The organism is Catenuloplanes niger, from assembly GCF_031458255.1.
GTDB classification, from domain to species: Bacteria; Actinomycetota; Actinomycetes; order Mycobacteriales; family Micromonosporaceae; genus Catenuloplanes; species Catenuloplanes niger.
This window is the reverse complement of the sequence record NZ_JAVDYC010000001.1, coordinates 4,121,263-4,134,843: the sequence shown is the minus strand read 5'-3', so window position 1 is coordinate 4,134,843 and position 13,581 is coordinate 4,121,263. Positions and strand designations below refer to the sequence as shown.

Annotated in this window: 18 protein-coding genes and 2 tRNA genes; 5 read left to right on the top strand and 15 right to left on the bottom strand. The window is 70.4% G+C overall.

Features of this window, described 5'->3' with window-relative positions; all coding sequences use genetic code 11:
• The first annotated feature begins 319 nt into the window (after positions 1-319).
• The gene (gene cutA, locus J2S44_RS18015; RefSeq protein ID WP_310415118.1) at positions 320-649 is read left to right on the top strand and encodes a divalent-cation tolerance protein CutA; all 330 of its coding nucleotides are present in this window, start codon (positions 320-322) and stop codon (positions 647-649) included.
• Here cutA and J2S44_RS18010 read toward each other — a convergent pair.
• From J2S44_RS18010 to J2S44_RS17965, 10 genes are all read right to left on the bottom strand, one after another.
• A complete protein-coding gene (locus J2S44_RS18010) occupies positions 570-1,868 on the bottom strand; it encodes a helix-turn-helix domain-containing protein (RefSeq protein WP_310415114.1) in 1,299 nt (432 codons plus the stop codon). The two genes, cutA and J2S44_RS18010, sit on opposite strands and share 80 nt — an antisense overlap.
• A gap of 135 nt (positions 1,869-2,003) precedes the next feature.
• Positions 2,004-2,204, bottom strand: coding sequence for a hypothetical protein (locus J2S44_RS18005; RefSeq protein ID WP_310415111.1), 201 nt, complete (start codon positions 2,202-2,204; stop codon positions 2,004-2,006).
• An 80-nt stretch (positions 2,205-2,284) separates the two neighbouring features.
• Positions 2,285-2,620: a hypothetical protein gene (locus J2S44_RS18000; protein ID WP_310415108.1), complete on the bottom strand. Its 336-nt coding sequence runs from the start codon at positions 2,618-2,620 to the stop codon at positions 2,285-2,287.
• Positions 2,613-3,173, bottom strand: a complete 561-nt coding sequence (locus tag J2S44_RS17995) for a hypothetical protein (protein ID WP_310415106.1) — start codon at positions 3,171-3,173, stop codon at positions 2,613-2,615. Before J2S44_RS17995 ends, J2S44_RS18000 begins: the two co-directional genes overlap by 8 nt.
• 1 nt (position 3,174) lies before the next feature.
• Positions 3,175-3,687 carry a hypothetical protein gene (locus J2S44_RS17990; protein WP_310415102.1) on the bottom strand — a complete coding sequence of 171 codons (513 nt, stop codon included), beginning with the start codon at positions 3,685-3,687 and terminating at the stop codon, positions 3,175-3,177.
• An 11-nt stretch (positions 3,688-3,698) separates the two neighbouring features.
• Positions 3,699-3,950 (bottom strand): hypothetical protein, encoded by a 252-nt coding sequence (locus J2S44_RS17985; RefSeq protein WP_310415098.1) that lies wholly within the window; start codon positions 3,948-3,950, stop codon positions 3,699-3,701.
• Positions 3,951-3,982: 32 nt separating this feature from the next.
• A complete protein-coding gene (locus J2S44_RS17980) occupies positions 3,983-4,150 on the bottom strand; it encodes a hypothetical protein (protein WP_310415095.1) in 168 nt (55 codons plus the stop codon).
• Between the two features lie 13 nt (positions 4,151-4,163).
• Positions 4,164-4,526, bottom strand: coding sequence for a hypothetical protein (locus J2S44_RS17975; protein WP_310415092.1), 363 nt, complete (start codon positions 4,524-4,526; stop codon positions 4,164-4,166).
• Positions 4,527-4,617: 91 nt separating this feature from the next.
• Positions 4,618-5,076, bottom strand: a complete 459-nt coding sequence (locus J2S44_RS17970; RefSeq protein ID WP_310415090.1) for a Pycsar system effector family protein — start codon at positions 5,074-5,076, stop codon at positions 4,618-4,620.
• Positions 5,073-6,689, bottom strand: a complete 1,617-nt coding sequence (locus tag J2S44_RS17965) for a hypothetical protein (protein WP_310415087.1) — start codon at positions 6,687-6,689, stop codon at positions 5,073-5,075. Before J2S44_RS17965 ends, J2S44_RS17970 begins: the two co-directional genes overlap by 4 nt.
• A gap of 155 nt (positions 6,690-6,844) precedes the next feature.
• Between J2S44_RS17965 and J2S44_RS17960 the strand changes: the two genes are divergently transcribed.
• Together J2S44_RS17960 and J2S44_RS17955 are read left to right on the top strand one after the other, a co-directional pair.
• Complete coding sequence (locus J2S44_RS17960; protein WP_310415083.1) at positions 6,845-7,063, top strand: hypothetical protein; 219 nt, start codon at positions 6,845-6,847, stop codon at positions 7,061-7,063.
• A gap of 119 nt (positions 7,064-7,182) precedes the next feature.
• Positions 7,183-7,590, top strand: a complete 408-nt coding sequence (locus J2S44_RS17955) for a GntR family transcriptional regulator (RefSeq protein ID WP_310415080.1) — start codon at positions 7,183-7,185, stop codon at positions 7,588-7,590.
• 194 nt (positions 7,591-7,784) lie between these two features.
• On the opposite strand, the gene J2S44_RS17950 is transcribed toward J2S44_RS17955, so the two are convergent.
• The 4 genes from J2S44_RS17950 to J2S44_RS17935 all read right to left on the bottom strand — a co-directional run bounded on the left by J2S44_RS17950 (position 7,785) and on the right by J2S44_RS17935 (position 9,523).
• Positions 7,785-8,084: a hypothetical protein gene (locus tag J2S44_RS17950; RefSeq protein WP_310415077.1), complete on the bottom strand. Its 300-nt coding sequence runs from the start codon at positions 8,082-8,084 to the stop codon at positions 7,785-7,787.
• 202 nt (positions 8,085-8,286) lie between these two features.
• On the bottom strand, positions 8,287-9,180 hold the full coding sequence (locus tag J2S44_RS17945) for a tyrosine-type recombinase/integrase (protein ID WP_310415075.1): 894 nt from the start codon (positions 9,178-9,180) through the stop codon (positions 8,287-8,289).
• Positions 9,181-9,307: 127 nt separating this feature from the next.
• Positions 9,308-9,380 (bottom strand) — tRNA-Arg (locus tag J2S44_RS17940).
• 53 nt (positions 9,381-9,433) lie between these two features.
• A tRNA-Ser gene (locus J2S44_RS17935) sits at positions 9,434-9,523 on the bottom strand.
• 145 nt (positions 9,524-9,668) lie between these two features.
• On the opposite strand from J2S44_RS17935, the gene J2S44_RS17930 reads away from it, so the two are divergent.
• Positions 9,669-11,906 carry an EcsC family protein gene (locus J2S44_RS17930; RefSeq protein WP_310415072.1) on the top strand — a complete coding sequence of 746 codons (2,238 nt, stop codon included), beginning with the start codon at positions 9,669-9,671 and terminating at the stop codon, positions 11,904-11,906.
• A 170-nt stretch (positions 11,907-12,076) separates the two neighbouring features.
• Positions 12,077-13,171, top strand: a complete 1,095-nt coding sequence (locus J2S44_RS17925; RefSeq protein WP_310415069.1) for a DNA cytosine methyltransferase — start codon at positions 12,077-12,079, stop codon at positions 13,169-13,171.
• Here J2S44_RS17925 and J2S44_RS17920 read toward each other — a convergent pair.
• A complete protein-coding gene (locus J2S44_RS17920) occupies positions 13,168-13,563 on the bottom strand; it encodes a very short patch repair endonuclease (RefSeq protein ID WP_310415067.1) in 396 nt (131 codons plus the stop codon). The genes J2S44_RS17925 and J2S44_RS17920 overlap by 4 nt on opposite strands.
• Positions 13,564-13,581: the final 18 nt, after the last annotated feature.

Genomic DNA, 13,581 nt, shown 5'->3' with positions numbered 1-13,581 from the left:
CTCCCTTCGCGCCGGGGCGCGGCAGCAGCGCTAGGTCACCGCAGCTGCCGCCGCACCCGGATCCGGGAGCGCAGCGAGTTCGAGGGCCATCCCGTTCCCACTGCGCTCGTCGACGGCGCGGCGACCTGCTGATGGCCGTGGGGCGACCTGTGTAATGGACGATCGCCGCGCCACCAACAGCCTGTCCATGACCGGGGGCGAATAGTAGGGGTCCGGCGGTCGCCCGGCGTCCGGTCCACTCTCCACACTGTCCGGCCGTTTCCGGACACGAGGCGGACAGCGGGCCGTCTTGCGCTGATCAGGCTCGTAAGCTAGGGCTATGACCGACGCGCTGCTCGTGGCCACTGCCGTTCCCTCGCATGATGACGCCGTCGCGATCGCCCGAGCTGCGATCGAGGCGTCCCTCGCCGGGTCGGCACAGATCGTCGGACCGGTCGAGTCGGTGTTCCGGCACCTCGGCGAGGTGGGTACGGGCGAGGAGTGGCAGGTGCTTCTGCGCACCACCGATGCCAGCTACGCGGCCCTGGAGGCCCACCTGGTCGAGGCGCACCCGTGGGACAACCCCGAGGTCATCGCCATTCCGCTGGTCCGGGCAACGCCGGCGTATCTCGCGTGGCTCCAGCGGGCAACGACGGCACCGCAGGCCTAGTTGCAGCGAGGCGCTCGCGCAGGTCATGTCCCGCCTGTAGCTCTGCCGGGAGCCGGTCTGAGACCGCCTCGATTCGCTCCCACGGGCGAACGGACGCGACGCCATCCGCGAGGTCGAGCGCGTCTATGGCGAGCTCGACCGCTTTCTCCGGCTCGCCGGCGTCGACGTAGGCGTCCGCCAGCCATGAGGTGTAGAGCGCCTTGTCGCGGGCGTGGGTCTCCGGCATCCCTTCGAGCGCGTCCTCCAATGCGCGGATCGCGCGGATCGGCCGCTGCAGCACCGACCAGACGCGGCCGCGCATGATCTCCACCTCGGTCGCGTCCACCCACGCCGACCAATCCGGCTCACCCGGACCGTGCGCCACGGCCGCGGCGGTGGCGATGTCCATGTGTCCCGCGGCGGCATCGCCACGGCCGGCCATCGCCAGCGCCCATGCACACCGCTCGTTCAGCAGCGCCCGGACGCTGGCCGGAACGTCGTCGCCCGCCGTCCGGCACGCCTCGATCGCCAGCTCGCTCGCCGGCCGCCGCAGCGCCAGCAGCTGGTAGGCCAGCAGCGCCAGCGCGTTGCCCGCGAGCGCGGCGGCGGGCACCTTCTCGGCGGCCGTGCGCGCGGTGTTCCGTGCCTGCTCTGCGGCGGCGAGGCTGAGGCGGTAGAGCCTCTCCGCCTCCGGCTGCCAGCCAGCATCGAAGGCGGCCCAGCCCGCCTGCTGTGCCTGCTCAGCCAGTAGGCACAGCAGCTGCCGCCCGACGTCATCGGAGTAACTGCCGTCGGCCAGCAGCGCCTCGGTCGCGGCCACCTCGCCGAGGTACACCCGATACGTGTCAGCACCGCCCACCAGGTCGTCCAGCCGCCGCAGCCTCGCCGCGCGCCGCTGCAGCCGGTCGACGCTGGCGGATCCCACGCGGCCGGTGCGGTGCGGCGATGCGCTGCTGGCAAGGCCGCCGGCCATCGCGGCTAGGCCGAGCTGTACCGCCTGGCGGCGCGGGATGGTGATGGTCTGCGCCAGCCTCACCAGCTCACCCGCCGCGCCGAGCGCGTCGTCCAGCAGCTTCACGGTCTCCTCCGTCGGGCACGCCTTGCCCGTCTCGAAGTCGCTGATCTGCGTCTTCGAGCTGAGCGCTCGCCGGCCGAGGTCACGCTGAGAGAGTCCGCGCGCCTGACGTAGATCACGCAGGCGGGCGCGCCATTCCTCGTCGACTTCGACCGTCCGCCCCACGGCAGCCTCCCCAGGCTGAGGACTGGGTGCGGCAGCGTAGCCGCTGCCTCGGAGGTTACAACGAGACGCGACCGGCGTAGGCCCGGCACGACCAAGGGCCGCACCCGCGAGGGGTACGGCCCTTGGTGCTGCGGATTACGCGGGCGGTCCGATGATGTCAGCGATTGATGCGTCGACCGTTTTGAACGACAGGTCGGTGATGAACTCGCCCGCCTGGTTGTAGACCTTCGACCCGTTCGGTCCCTCCTCTACGCGCCATGCGCCGTTGCCGGGGTCGGGGATGGTTGCGGTCGTGCCGTCCCAGTTGACGCGAGCGTCGGTGGCGTAGCGGCTCATGCTGGTCTCCTGTCTGGGCAGCCGGTCTGGCCGTCCCCGCGCAGCACCCGGGTGAGTCCAGGTGCTGCACGGCGGGTCGGTCAGCGGCGGGTGCGCAGCCATCGCCACGCCCGGCCGGCGTGCCGTGCGGCCGACGTTGCGTGCGAGCGCAGTACCAGCACGGCGATGCCGACCACGAGCGTTGCCGCGAGCGGGTTGTCGATCACGAGCTGGCCGAGGCGCACCAGCAGCACGACGGCGAGCAGCGCGCCGAGCGCGATCCCGGCGGCTCGGTACGCGGTGCGGCGGCGGGCGGAGGGCACCGCCAGGCTGCCGCGGCTCGGCGGGCGCCGGCGGGTGCGTGCCGCGCGGATCGCCGCGATCTCCTCGGTCGTCAGCTCACCGAGGTCTTCGGTCTGGCTCCGGTCGTCAGTCATCGCGGTCTCCATCGGCACTTCCCTTACTCAGGAATTCGTGTTTCGCGGCCCGGGCGATCCGTTTGGCATGGCTTTCGGAATAGGCCCAGTGGTCCTGGATACCGCGGGCGGTTCGGGCGATCGTCAAGCCTTTCTCGGCCATCCGCATCGCGTACTCTTCGACGGTCTCTTCCTCTTCTTCGAACCGCTCTTCCTCGGCGGGTTCGGCGGGTTCGGGGGCTTGCCCGGTCAGCGCGAGGCCGAGCATCCGCAGCCGGTGCCGGGCCTCCTCGGCGACCTGGCCGCGGAGCGGCGGGGGTTCAAACGAGGGGGTCTCGCGGGGTTCATCTTCAGGTTCATCGCGGGGGTTCACACGCTGCGAACTGGGTGAACCCCCTCCGCTGGCCCGGGCCGGTGGGGTAGGGGAGGGGCTCTCCCCCGCGGCGTGCCGGCCGACGCCGGCACGCCGCTCGTACAGCTCACGTGCGCCGAAGAACAGAACGACGGCGGCGATGAGGAAAACGAACTCCCACCGGTCCTCTGGCGTGGCGGACGCGACAGCAAGAATGGTCATCTCAGACTCCAAAGATCCAGCCGGGAAGCGGAGCGAAGAATCCCGCCAGCCAGTCCACGGACCCCGCCGTGATAGCGCCCGCGTTACCGCCCGGCAGCTCCGCGAACAAGCCGAGCGCGATAGCGATCAGCCACAGGCGGGTATTGATCCGGTACATGTCGGTGGTCGGGAACTGCGTCGTGACGAACCGCCCCGCGTACTTCTGTGTGATCTTGATGTCCGGGACCACGCACGCCATCCCGTACAGCCAGACGCCGAACACGGCCACGCCCAGCAGCAGGCTCGCGGACGCGCCGGCGATGTAGGCGTTGCCCTGCATGTCCAGGGCGGACTGGATGACGCCGGTGAGCCGGTCGGTCAGCCACAGGTCCGCGTCCGAGCCGTTCCAGCCCTCGCGGATCGCGGGGATGGCCATGAGGAACGCGACTCGGTCGCGGAGGCTGGCGGGCCCGGCGGAGGTGTAGTCGATCGCCAGGGCCAGGATGAGCAGGACCGCCACCCCGGTCGGGGTCATCACGTGCTCCATCAGGCACCGTCCCAGTCGCGCGCTTTGCGGCCGTTCTCGACGTCCCACAGCTCGATGCGCGGCTCGCGCATCGGCTCGCCGGCGTCGATCGCGGTCTGGGTGTAGGTGGCCAGGATCCGGTCCAGGCGGCCCTCGATCCGGGGGTGGTCGAGGTTGAGGGTCATCTCGATGTTGCGGTTGCGCAGCACCTGGAACGTTGCGTCGAAGACGCGGATGTTGTAGCGACGGAACGGGTTCTGGCGGGGGCGCACGCGGCTCTCCTGTGTCGGGGGCGGGTCGGTGGTCACGGGGTCGGGCGGTCGTGGACGTGCGCGACGCGGATGACGGCCTGGCCGCCGTCGGCGTAGCGGACGGTCAGCAGGTCCTCGTCGATGCCGATGACGGTGGCCGGCCGCTCGCGGCCTGCGGTCTCGATCCAGACCTGCTGGTGGAGCGTGAGCGGGATGGGCACGGGGTTCTCCTGGTCAGCGGGGACGGGCGAGGAAGTAGCGGTTGAGGGCGGCGCCGTCGACCTTGACCAGGAGACCGTCGCTGGCCAGCCGGGCGAGCACCGCGGGCCTGGTCATCTGGTCTCGGTGCGAGGGGTGCCCGTCGCCGACCCAGCCGCCGCACTCGGCGGCGGTGGCGAGCAGGTCGTACCGCTCGTGCGCCTCGTACGGCAGATCGCGGGCGTAGTCGGCGCGCAGCCGCTTCGCGGCGGCCTCCGCGCCGGCCGCGGCGTCGCGCCGAAGCTGGGCCTCGCGGCCGGCGTGGTTGCTGGCGGCGCGGGTCAGCTCGCGCGCGCCCTCCTCCAGGCGGCGGACGAGCCGCGCGGTGTGCTCATGCATCGGGGACTCCTTGTCGGTGTCGGGGATTTCGGCCGGTGATCCGACGGCCGCCGCGCGCGCCCGGGTGATGAGCCGGGCACGACGGGAGCCGTTAGAGCAGCCAGGCGATGAGGGCCGCGGCCAGCGCGGTGGCGGGCGACGCGATCAGCAGGTCGATGGCGAGCCGGATCCGCCGGTGCTTGCGGACCGCGGCCCGCGAGAGCCACGCGACCGTGCGGGCCTCGGTGTCGCGGATCGGGTCGGCGGTGTTCAACTCGGCTCGCAACTCGTTGAGCGATAGCCGCGCCCAGCGGACGATCCCGTGGTCACCGGCGAGATCGGGACGCAGCGCCAGCAGCAGCAGGCCCACGGAGACCAGCCACACCGCCACCAGCGTCCAGCCGCCGGCGCGTACCGGGCTCGGCAGAGCCGTGATCGACAGACCGGCAGCGCTGATCGACAGCATCGTCCCGGCGATCGCCCCGATTGCCTGGGCCTTCCCGTCCGCCCGCGCGATCTGCGCCTCGCCCTGCTGCACCGGACTCATCTGTACCGGCTCGGGGGCGCTCATCGGGCCGCCTCCGCCAGCTCTGCGGCCGACCAGTACGTGCGCACTGTGCGCACGCCCAGGCGCAGCGCCTTCGCGGTCGCCTCCTGCGTTGCGGTCGGATGCTCCTCGCGGTACTCCGCGACCCGGGCCGCAGTCTCCTCCGCGCTGGTCCGCCGCGCCGGCCGGGTCCGCGCCTCCGCCAGCTCGGCGCGGAGCTGGTCAACCTGCGCGCCCCGTGCCGCCGACTCGCCGCGCGCGTCGTCCAACAGCCGCCGCATCTCGGCCACCTGCCGCTCCGCCTGCCGCCCGGCCTCGGCCACCGCCTCACGCCGGTCGGCCGCTGCCGCCTCAGCCGCCTGCCGCAGTTCGGCAACAAGCCGCTGTGCCGCCGCCGCATCCTCCCGCCGCGCCGCCTCGGCCGCCGCCACCGCGCGCTGCTGCCGCTCGGCCGCCGCCGCCGCGTCCTGCTGCTGCCGCTCGATCTGCCGCCGCAGACCGGCAGCCTCCGCCGCCGCCTGCCGGACGTCCGCCTGTCGCTGCCGCTCCGCCTCTTCGGCGGCGGCAACCGCGGCCGCGATCGCCTGCTGCTGCCGCTCGGCTTGCCGCCGCTGCTCGGCCGCTGCCGCCTCCGCGTCGTGCTGCTGCCGCTCCATGGCGGCGATCGCCTCGTCCAGCTGCCGGGCGAGATCGGCAACAGCCGCGTCCCGCTGCCGCTCGGTATCGGCGGCGGCGGCAACCGCGTTCGCTGCTGCCTGCTCGGCGGCGGCAATCGCTTCGGCCGCGGCGCGCTCGGTGGCGGCCAGCTGGTCGACCTGCTCTGCGGTCAGCGGCCGGGTGCGGGCCTCGGCGACGAGGGTGCGCTGCACGCGCTCAGCGACCTCGGCGAGCATCGCGTCGTCCGCGTCGAGGGTGAGCCGGTGCCAGCGGGCCGTCAGCTTGGTGACCAGCGCGGTCTTGCCGTCGCGCCCCGCCTTCCAGAGCCGGAACCGCAGCCTGGTCAGTCGGTCGATCAGCTGTGCGCGGTCGATGGTCTCCAGGTCGGCCTTACCCGGCTTGGCCAGCCCGAGCGCGATCACGCGCTGCCGCAGCCAGGGGCCGATCATCCAGGTCAGCGCGTTCTCGTCGCGCTCGACGACTTCGTTCTCGCCCAGCTCCTGCAGGCCCAGCTTCCACACCCAGACCGCGAGCAGCGGCAGGACGAAGCGCAGCGGGATCTCGACCGGCGTGTCCGCCGAGCAGGCCACGATCGCGCCGAGGATCGTGGCGATCGTCCAGACCGCGCGCAGGTGCTTGCGCTGTTTGATGCTGCCGAGGCGGGACTTCTCGGCGGTGATCATCTCGCAGATGATCGCGACGTCCCCGATCGCGAAGAAGATCAGCGCCAGGCCGCGGGCGAGATTGAGATCCTCGCTCGCCACCTCCCACATGCCCTCAGCGGAGAAGCCCAGGATGGCCAGCCCGAGCCAGCGGCGCAGCACCCGGTCCGGCCGGCCCGTCTTGCGGTCCGCGCGCTTCATCGCGACCAGCGCGGCGAGGACCAGCGCACCGCCAACCGCGATCGTTACGGCGTCCTCGTGCGCTCGAGCGAACCGCCAGGCGGTCCCGAGCGCGTCGAGGAAGGTCTCGATGTCCATGCCGGAGAGAGTGGCACAGAGTTGTAAGAGTTGTAAAGGTTGACAGTGTTGTAAGACTGTGGGGCGTGACGACCTTGGGGTACGCGACGACGCTGCGATCTGGGACGATGAGCCATCTCGTGAGAGTTGGCAGAGTCGGCAGGCAGGGGACCGCGGTGGAGCAAGACCGGTGGCTGAAGATCAAAGAGGTCGCCGCCGCCTGGGCAGCTGCCGGCCTGCCGGGCGGCGAACAGACGATCCGCCGCATGATCGACGATGGCGACTTCGGCGAGGTCCACCGCACCCGCGGCCGCTACCGGCTGGTGCGCGCGTCGGCAGTTGCCGCCCGCATCCGGCAGGAGAGTCCGGAAGCTGACACCGGCACCGGCAACTGACCCGGCAAGACGAAGCGGCAGATGCCGCTCGATCTCCGCTGCCCAGCTGCCGTGTCCGGGAGCCCTAGGGCTCTAGGACTCCAGGACTCCAGGCGAACCGGCGGCCGTACGGTCGCCCGATGATCGATTCGCGCTCGGATCGGCCGCTGCACCGGCAGCTGGCCGACGCGCTGCGCGAGCGCATCCGCGTCGGCGAGTGGCGGCCCGGCACCTATCTGCCGTCCGAGGCGGCGATCCAGCAGGAGTACGGCGTGGGCAAGACCGCCTGCCGCAACGCTCTCGACGTCCTCCGTCGTCAGCGCCTGGTCGTCACCGAGGCCGGGCGGGGCACGATGGTGCGCATGCCACCCGAGCGCACCCGCGTCGCGATCCCGCGCGGCGCCGAAGTCCTCATCCGGCCGGCCGCCGACGAAGACGAAGAGGCAGCGCTGGACCTGGAGGAGGGCGAGATGGTGGCGGAGGTGCGCCTCGGCGGTAGGACGCGAAGCCTGCATGCCGCCGAGAGAACCATCTTCACCACCGCCTGAACTGGCTATGTCGACGCACATCCGATGTAGCGCCATATTTCTGGCGGGGCACACCAAGATCGTCGATCTTGGTAAGGTCGCGCAACCCGAAGCGGCCTCGCGTCGTTGAGGAAATAGAGAACCGCCGCCGGGATGGCCCCTGGCGGCGGTTCGTCTCGTGTGGCGGTCGCGGCCCCGGCCTGCCGCGAGTCGGTTCAGTTGGCTTCCGGTACCACCTTCAGGTGACGCCGGGGTGCGTACCTCACCGCGTCGAGTTCGTCGGCAGTGAAGGCGACGCCCTCCTCGCGCAGGAACAGCACGAACCCCTGGGCAATGCCCTCTCGCAACCCCCGCTGGTGCCCCTCCGCCCGTCCTTCCTCTCGCGCCCGGTCAAGCAGTTCCTCCATCGGCTGCGTCGCAGGTCGGCGCGTGCTCCGGAGAGCCACGACCAGGCTGAGACCTGCGAGAGCAGCTGCGGGAAGGACGATGCGCGCGAGGACGGGGACGGTGTGCATGGTGCCTCCTTGCGTGTTCACCGACGTATGGCCCCGCCGTGGTGATCATCAGATTGCCCACAGTAGTTTCACGCTCGAAAAAGCTGCCCCACCGCGTCGGCAAAGTTGCAAACCGCCTGGGCCGGGCTGACTGCCCGAACAGTCAACTGCGGGTCAATCGAACATACGTACGAATAGTAGCCGGGCGCGCAAGAGCTGCGCATCACAGTCTGTCCGCAATGGACTTGCGCTGCGCGATGGCCTGTGCACGGTCGTTCGCCGCAGACCGCCCGTAGACCCGCGGCATCTCCGCCGAGGACCAGCCGAACAGCTCCATCGCGTCGGAGTCCGAGCCGCCCTCCATCTTCCAGATGTGCGCGGCCGTGTGGCGCAGCTGGTGCGGGTGGATCCGGCCGATCCCCGCCTGCCGGCACCGCCGCACGAGCATCTGGTAGAGCCCGCTCGGGCCGAGCGGCTTCCCGCGGGCGCCGAGCCACAGCTCGCTGTACCGACGCGCGTCCCGGTGCTTGCGACGCTCCCGCAGGTACCGGTCGATGGCCTGGCCGGTCGACGCGCCGAACGGGATCGTGCGGGTCTTGCCGCCCTTGCCGTGCAGCGTGACCCGATCGCGCCGCATGTCGAGGTCGGGTTCCTGAATGCCGGCCATCTCCGCCACGCGAGGGGAGCCGGCTTCGCACCAGAGCCGGATGATGGCGGTGTCGCGGCGATCGTCGTGGGTGCGCCCCGAGGCCGCCTTGAGCAGACTCCTGATGTCCTCGTCCGGGACGATGGCCGGCGCCTCGTCAACGATCTGAGGTGTGGGAATCCGGGCCATCGGCGACGCGTCGATGAGCTCCTCGGCCACCGCCCAGTTGTAGAAGGCGCGGAGGTCGCGGAAGCGGACCAGGGCGGTCGTCTGGGAGAGGCCGCGCTCCTGGGTGATGTCGAGCAAGAAGTCCTCGACCTCCTGGCGTCCGAGCGTCAGCAGGTCGCCGTCTTCGTGGAATCGGGCGAGTTGCCCGAGGGAGTCGAAGTAGCCGACCATCGTCTTCGGGCTGCGCCGCCGGAGCCGGAGGAACCGGTCGTACGAGGCGAACGTGTGTTCGTTGCTGTTCACGCTAGGTAACCCTTCTCGTGCTACAGCGTTGGCAGCAATACCCGACGAGTCAGATGCTTACCGAACGCTGTAGCGCGAGCGAGACACAAAAAAGCCCCCTGAGCTTCGCAGCTCAGGGGGCATATTGTGCGCCCGAAGGGACTCGAACCCCTAACCTTCTGATCCGTAGTCAGATGCTCTATCCATTGAGCTACGGGCGCTTGCCTTGCTACTTCCTTGCTTGCTCAGTCAGCATACACACCTGACTTTCGCGCGGAGACTCCGGGATTCGAACCCGGGAGGGGCGTTAAACCCCAACCGCATTAGCAGTGCGGCGCCATAGACCAGACTAGGCGAAGTCTCCTCGGCAGCCCGGAGGCCACCGCGGAACGAGGATACCGTGCCCGGTCCGGTGCGAGCAAAGCAACCCTCTCGACCACGCCGGAACGGGTTTTCCTGGCACGGTCGCCGCGCTGCAAAACCGTGGTCAACAGCTAGGCTACCTGGGCATGGAGGACCATGCGGAGGGCACGCGGCGCGGTGGCGAACCGGGCCGGGCGGGAAAACGGTCAGGCGATCGGGCGCGGCCGTCGCAGGCACCGTTCCGAGCCGCCGAGCCGGAGCACACCGAGCCGAAGATCGAGCCGGGCGCGGGCCGCAAAACGCCCCCACCGGCGGTGACGTTCCAGCCCCCGACCCCACCGCCAACCGTTCCGCCGCAGGTCAGAGCGGGTGAACAACCCAAAAACCAGGAGCCGCCGGCGGTACGCGACACCGCGCCGCCGGACCCGGAATCGCCCGATGTGACGGTGGACACGCCGTCGGCGCGAAAAGCACCGGCCCGAAAGGCCGCGACGCCCCGGAAGGCCGCTTCACAGGCACCCCGAAAGGCGCCGTCCCCACGTCGCGCCGCATCGTCCGCAAAGTCGTCAGCAGCCGAAACGCCACAGAACATCGAGGCGCCGGAATCAGCCGCCACTACCGACGTGGAGGCAGTGAAAGACGCGGCGCCGCCGGACCCGGACGTTTCGGCACCGTCCACTGTGACCGCGGAACCGGCCGATCCCGCGCCGGCCACACGCCCCAAGGTGACCAAGGCCACGAAGAAGGCCGCGGCACCCCGGCGAATTCCGGCCAAGCGCTCCGCACCACAGCTCCTCCTCCCCACCGACGCGGTGCCCACGGAAACGCGGACGTCCGCAGAGACGGGAACGCCGACGGAAACCCCGGCTCCGGCCGCGCTTCCGGCGGAAAGCTCCTCGGCGCCGGAGATCTTCGTCGCCCCGCACACCGACGCCCACGCGGAGAAGCCTGCGAAGTCCCGGTCCGCCGGCCCAGCGGACGTCGTCACCGGCGCCCCATCCTCGGCACCGACTGGGACCTCGCCCACCGGCCTGACGGATGTCGTGACTCCACCGGCCGCAACTCCGCTCACCAAGCCGGACCACGTCGTCACCGAGACTCCCGCATCTGCCGAGATGCCAGCCCCCGTCGTCGCCGAGGCTCCGGTTCCGGCCGTCGAGCCGGGCCCGGTAGTCGCCGAGACCGCTGCCTCCGCCGAGGTTCCGGCCGCCGGGCCAGGCCCCGTCGTCGCCGAGACTCCGCCTCCGGCTGAGGTTCCGGCCGTCGAGCCCGGCCCGGTAGTCGCCGAGACCGTTGCCGTCGCCGAGGTTCCGGCCGCCAGACCAGCCCCCGTCGTCGCCGAGACTCCGGTTCCGGCCGTTGAGCCGGGCCACGTGGCAGAGACCTCTGCTCCGGCCGCTGGACCGGAGAACGGCGTGGCCGAGGTGCTGACGCCGGTCGAGCGTGCGCCCGCTGGGCCGGAAAACGGCGTGGCCGAGACGACGGCACCGGTCGAGGGTCCGGCCGCTGGGGCAGGAGACGTCGTGGCCGAGGTTCCGGCTGCTGAGCCGGCGACCGCCGTCGCTGAGGCTGCGGCTCCCGCACGGGTCGAGACACCGCCGGCGGCGGAAGCACCGATCGCAGCCGGCACCGCGGACGAGCCGGAGAAAGCCCGAGGCGCGCACCTTCCGGCCGGGAACGTCACCGACCAGCTCCCCGGCGAGGCCCCCGAAAGCGAGTCACCAGCCGTCGCCGCACCCAACCTGCGCGCCAAGGTCATCGAGCGGCCCGGCCACGCGGGCGAACTGCTGGCGCTGTCCGCCGTGGAAACGCTCGGCCCGCGGGCCGGCGAGTGGGCACGCCAGATGCGCGCTCTCTACCCGGCGGCGGACGCCGACGCCCTGGCCCGGCTCGCGACGATGCGGTCCGCCCGAACCTCCGCCGTGACCGGCATGCTGGCCGCCACCACCGGCGGTTACGCGCCGGTGGTCGAGTACGCCTCCGTGGCATGGGTGCAGGCATCCGTGGTGCTGCGGGTGGCAGCCGCCTACGGCGCCGACCCCACCGACCCGGAACGCGCGGTGGACCTGCTGGTCCTGCTGCGGCTGCACGCCAGCCGGGAAAGCGCCCGCGCCGCCCTGGACAACGCGGTCGGCGAACACGGTGGCGGCCTGCTGCGTGCCCACCCCCTGGAGGGCATCTGGCGCCTCGCCACCCCTCTCGCCGCCCGCTTCGGCGGCTGGCTCGCCCTCCGCACCGCCGCCCGCCTCCTCCCCGGCGCCGCAATCCTGGTCGCCGCCCTCACCGACGCCGCCGCCATCGACCTCCTGACCGCCCGCGCAATCGCCCACTACCGCCACCGCTCCCGCACAGCCGCACCGTCCGACGGCGGATCGGATAGCTAGGATTTCGGGTCCCGTCGGCGGACGACCAGAACCGGTTCACCAGATGCCTGGGACCCGTTCTGGTAGCTGATGCGCTCGACGATCGTTGTGTCAGATATCTCTGACACAACGATCGTCGGATCCGGTCGCACGGATCCGCTGAGAGCGATCCGGCCGGCTAAGGTACTGGCATGGCACAGACGTTCCGAGTGGTTGACCTCTTTGCCGGGTGCGGCGGCATCACATCAGGGTTTCACCACACGGGTCGATTCCGTACGGTCGGTGCCGTAGAGGTCGACCTCGCCGCGGCAACCACCTATGCGGAGAACTTCGGCCGAGAGGTCGTGTATCACGGCAGCATCGCGGACTGGGAGCCTACCGGGGCCGCGCTGCAGGCGCAGGTCGTCGTAGGCGGGCCTCCGTGCCAGGGATTCTCCAACCTCGGTGCGAAGCGCCTCGACGACCCGCGCAATCAGCTCTGGCGTGAGTACGTCCGGGTCCTCGTGAAGATCAAGCCAGCGGTCTTCATCATCGAGAACGTCGATCGTTTCCTGCGCAGTGAGGAATTCCGTCTGCTGCGCGAGGAGACCGAGCCCGGTGGCCGTCTTGCGGACTACCAGCTCGAAGACGGTGTGGTCAACGCGGCTGACTTCGGTGCGGCACAGGTCCGACGACGAGCCATCGTGATCGGCACTCGAAAGGATCTGGGTCGGGCCATCGAGATCCCGAACGGAAAGTTCGCACGCGACAGCTGGCAGACGGTCGGGGACCGGATCAAGGATCTCCCTACGGTGCACGAGGACGACCAACTTCTTCCGACGGGGAGAAGCGTGACGCATCACGGAGTATCCGTGGCGGGTCCGTTCGAAGGGCTCGCCCTTCACCTGACGCGTAGTTATCAGCCCATCTCGCAGGAGCGTTTCCGTCACATCCCGGAGGGGGGGAACCGGTTCAATCTCCCCGACGACCTGAAGAGTCCGTGTTGGTTGAAGCACACCTCGGGGTCCGGCGACGTAATGGGCCGTCTGCGCTGGGATCGCCCGTCCGTGACGATCCGCACCGAGTTCTTCAAGCCGGAGAAGGGCCGTTACCTTCATCCGACCGAGCACCGAGCGATCACTCATCTGGAGGCCGCTCGTTTGCAGGGGTTCGACGACACTTTCAGGTGGTGCGGATCGAAGGTGCAGATCGCCCGTCAGATCGGTAACGCCGTCCCGGTCGAGCTGGCCGAGGCTCTCGGTTCATACGTCGCCGAGAGCCTCGACGAGCGCCTCGGCGACAGCTAGATGCTCGGTTCGCCTTCGATCGGTCGAGGGCGAACCAAGTTCATCACGCGCTCGGCTGCCTTCTCGGGGTCCTCGTGCTCCCAAATTCGAACGACGGTCCAGCCGGATTCCGTCAAATGATTGTTGGTCGCGATGTCCCTGGCCTGGTTCGTTGCCAGCTTGGTGGACCACCACTCCGAGTTCGAGGCCGGGCTCGTTTGATGGACGGGACACATGTGCCAGAAGCAGCCGTCGACGAATACCGCTACTCGGGCTCTGGTGAAGGCGATGTCCACGGACCTGCGGCTCATACCGGGGATGGGCCACGCCACCCGAAATCGAAGACCTCGGGCGTGCAACAGCTTACGGAGAGCCACCTCCGGGGCCGTATCGCGTCGCTTCTGCCGACTCATGCGACCCGACACACCGGG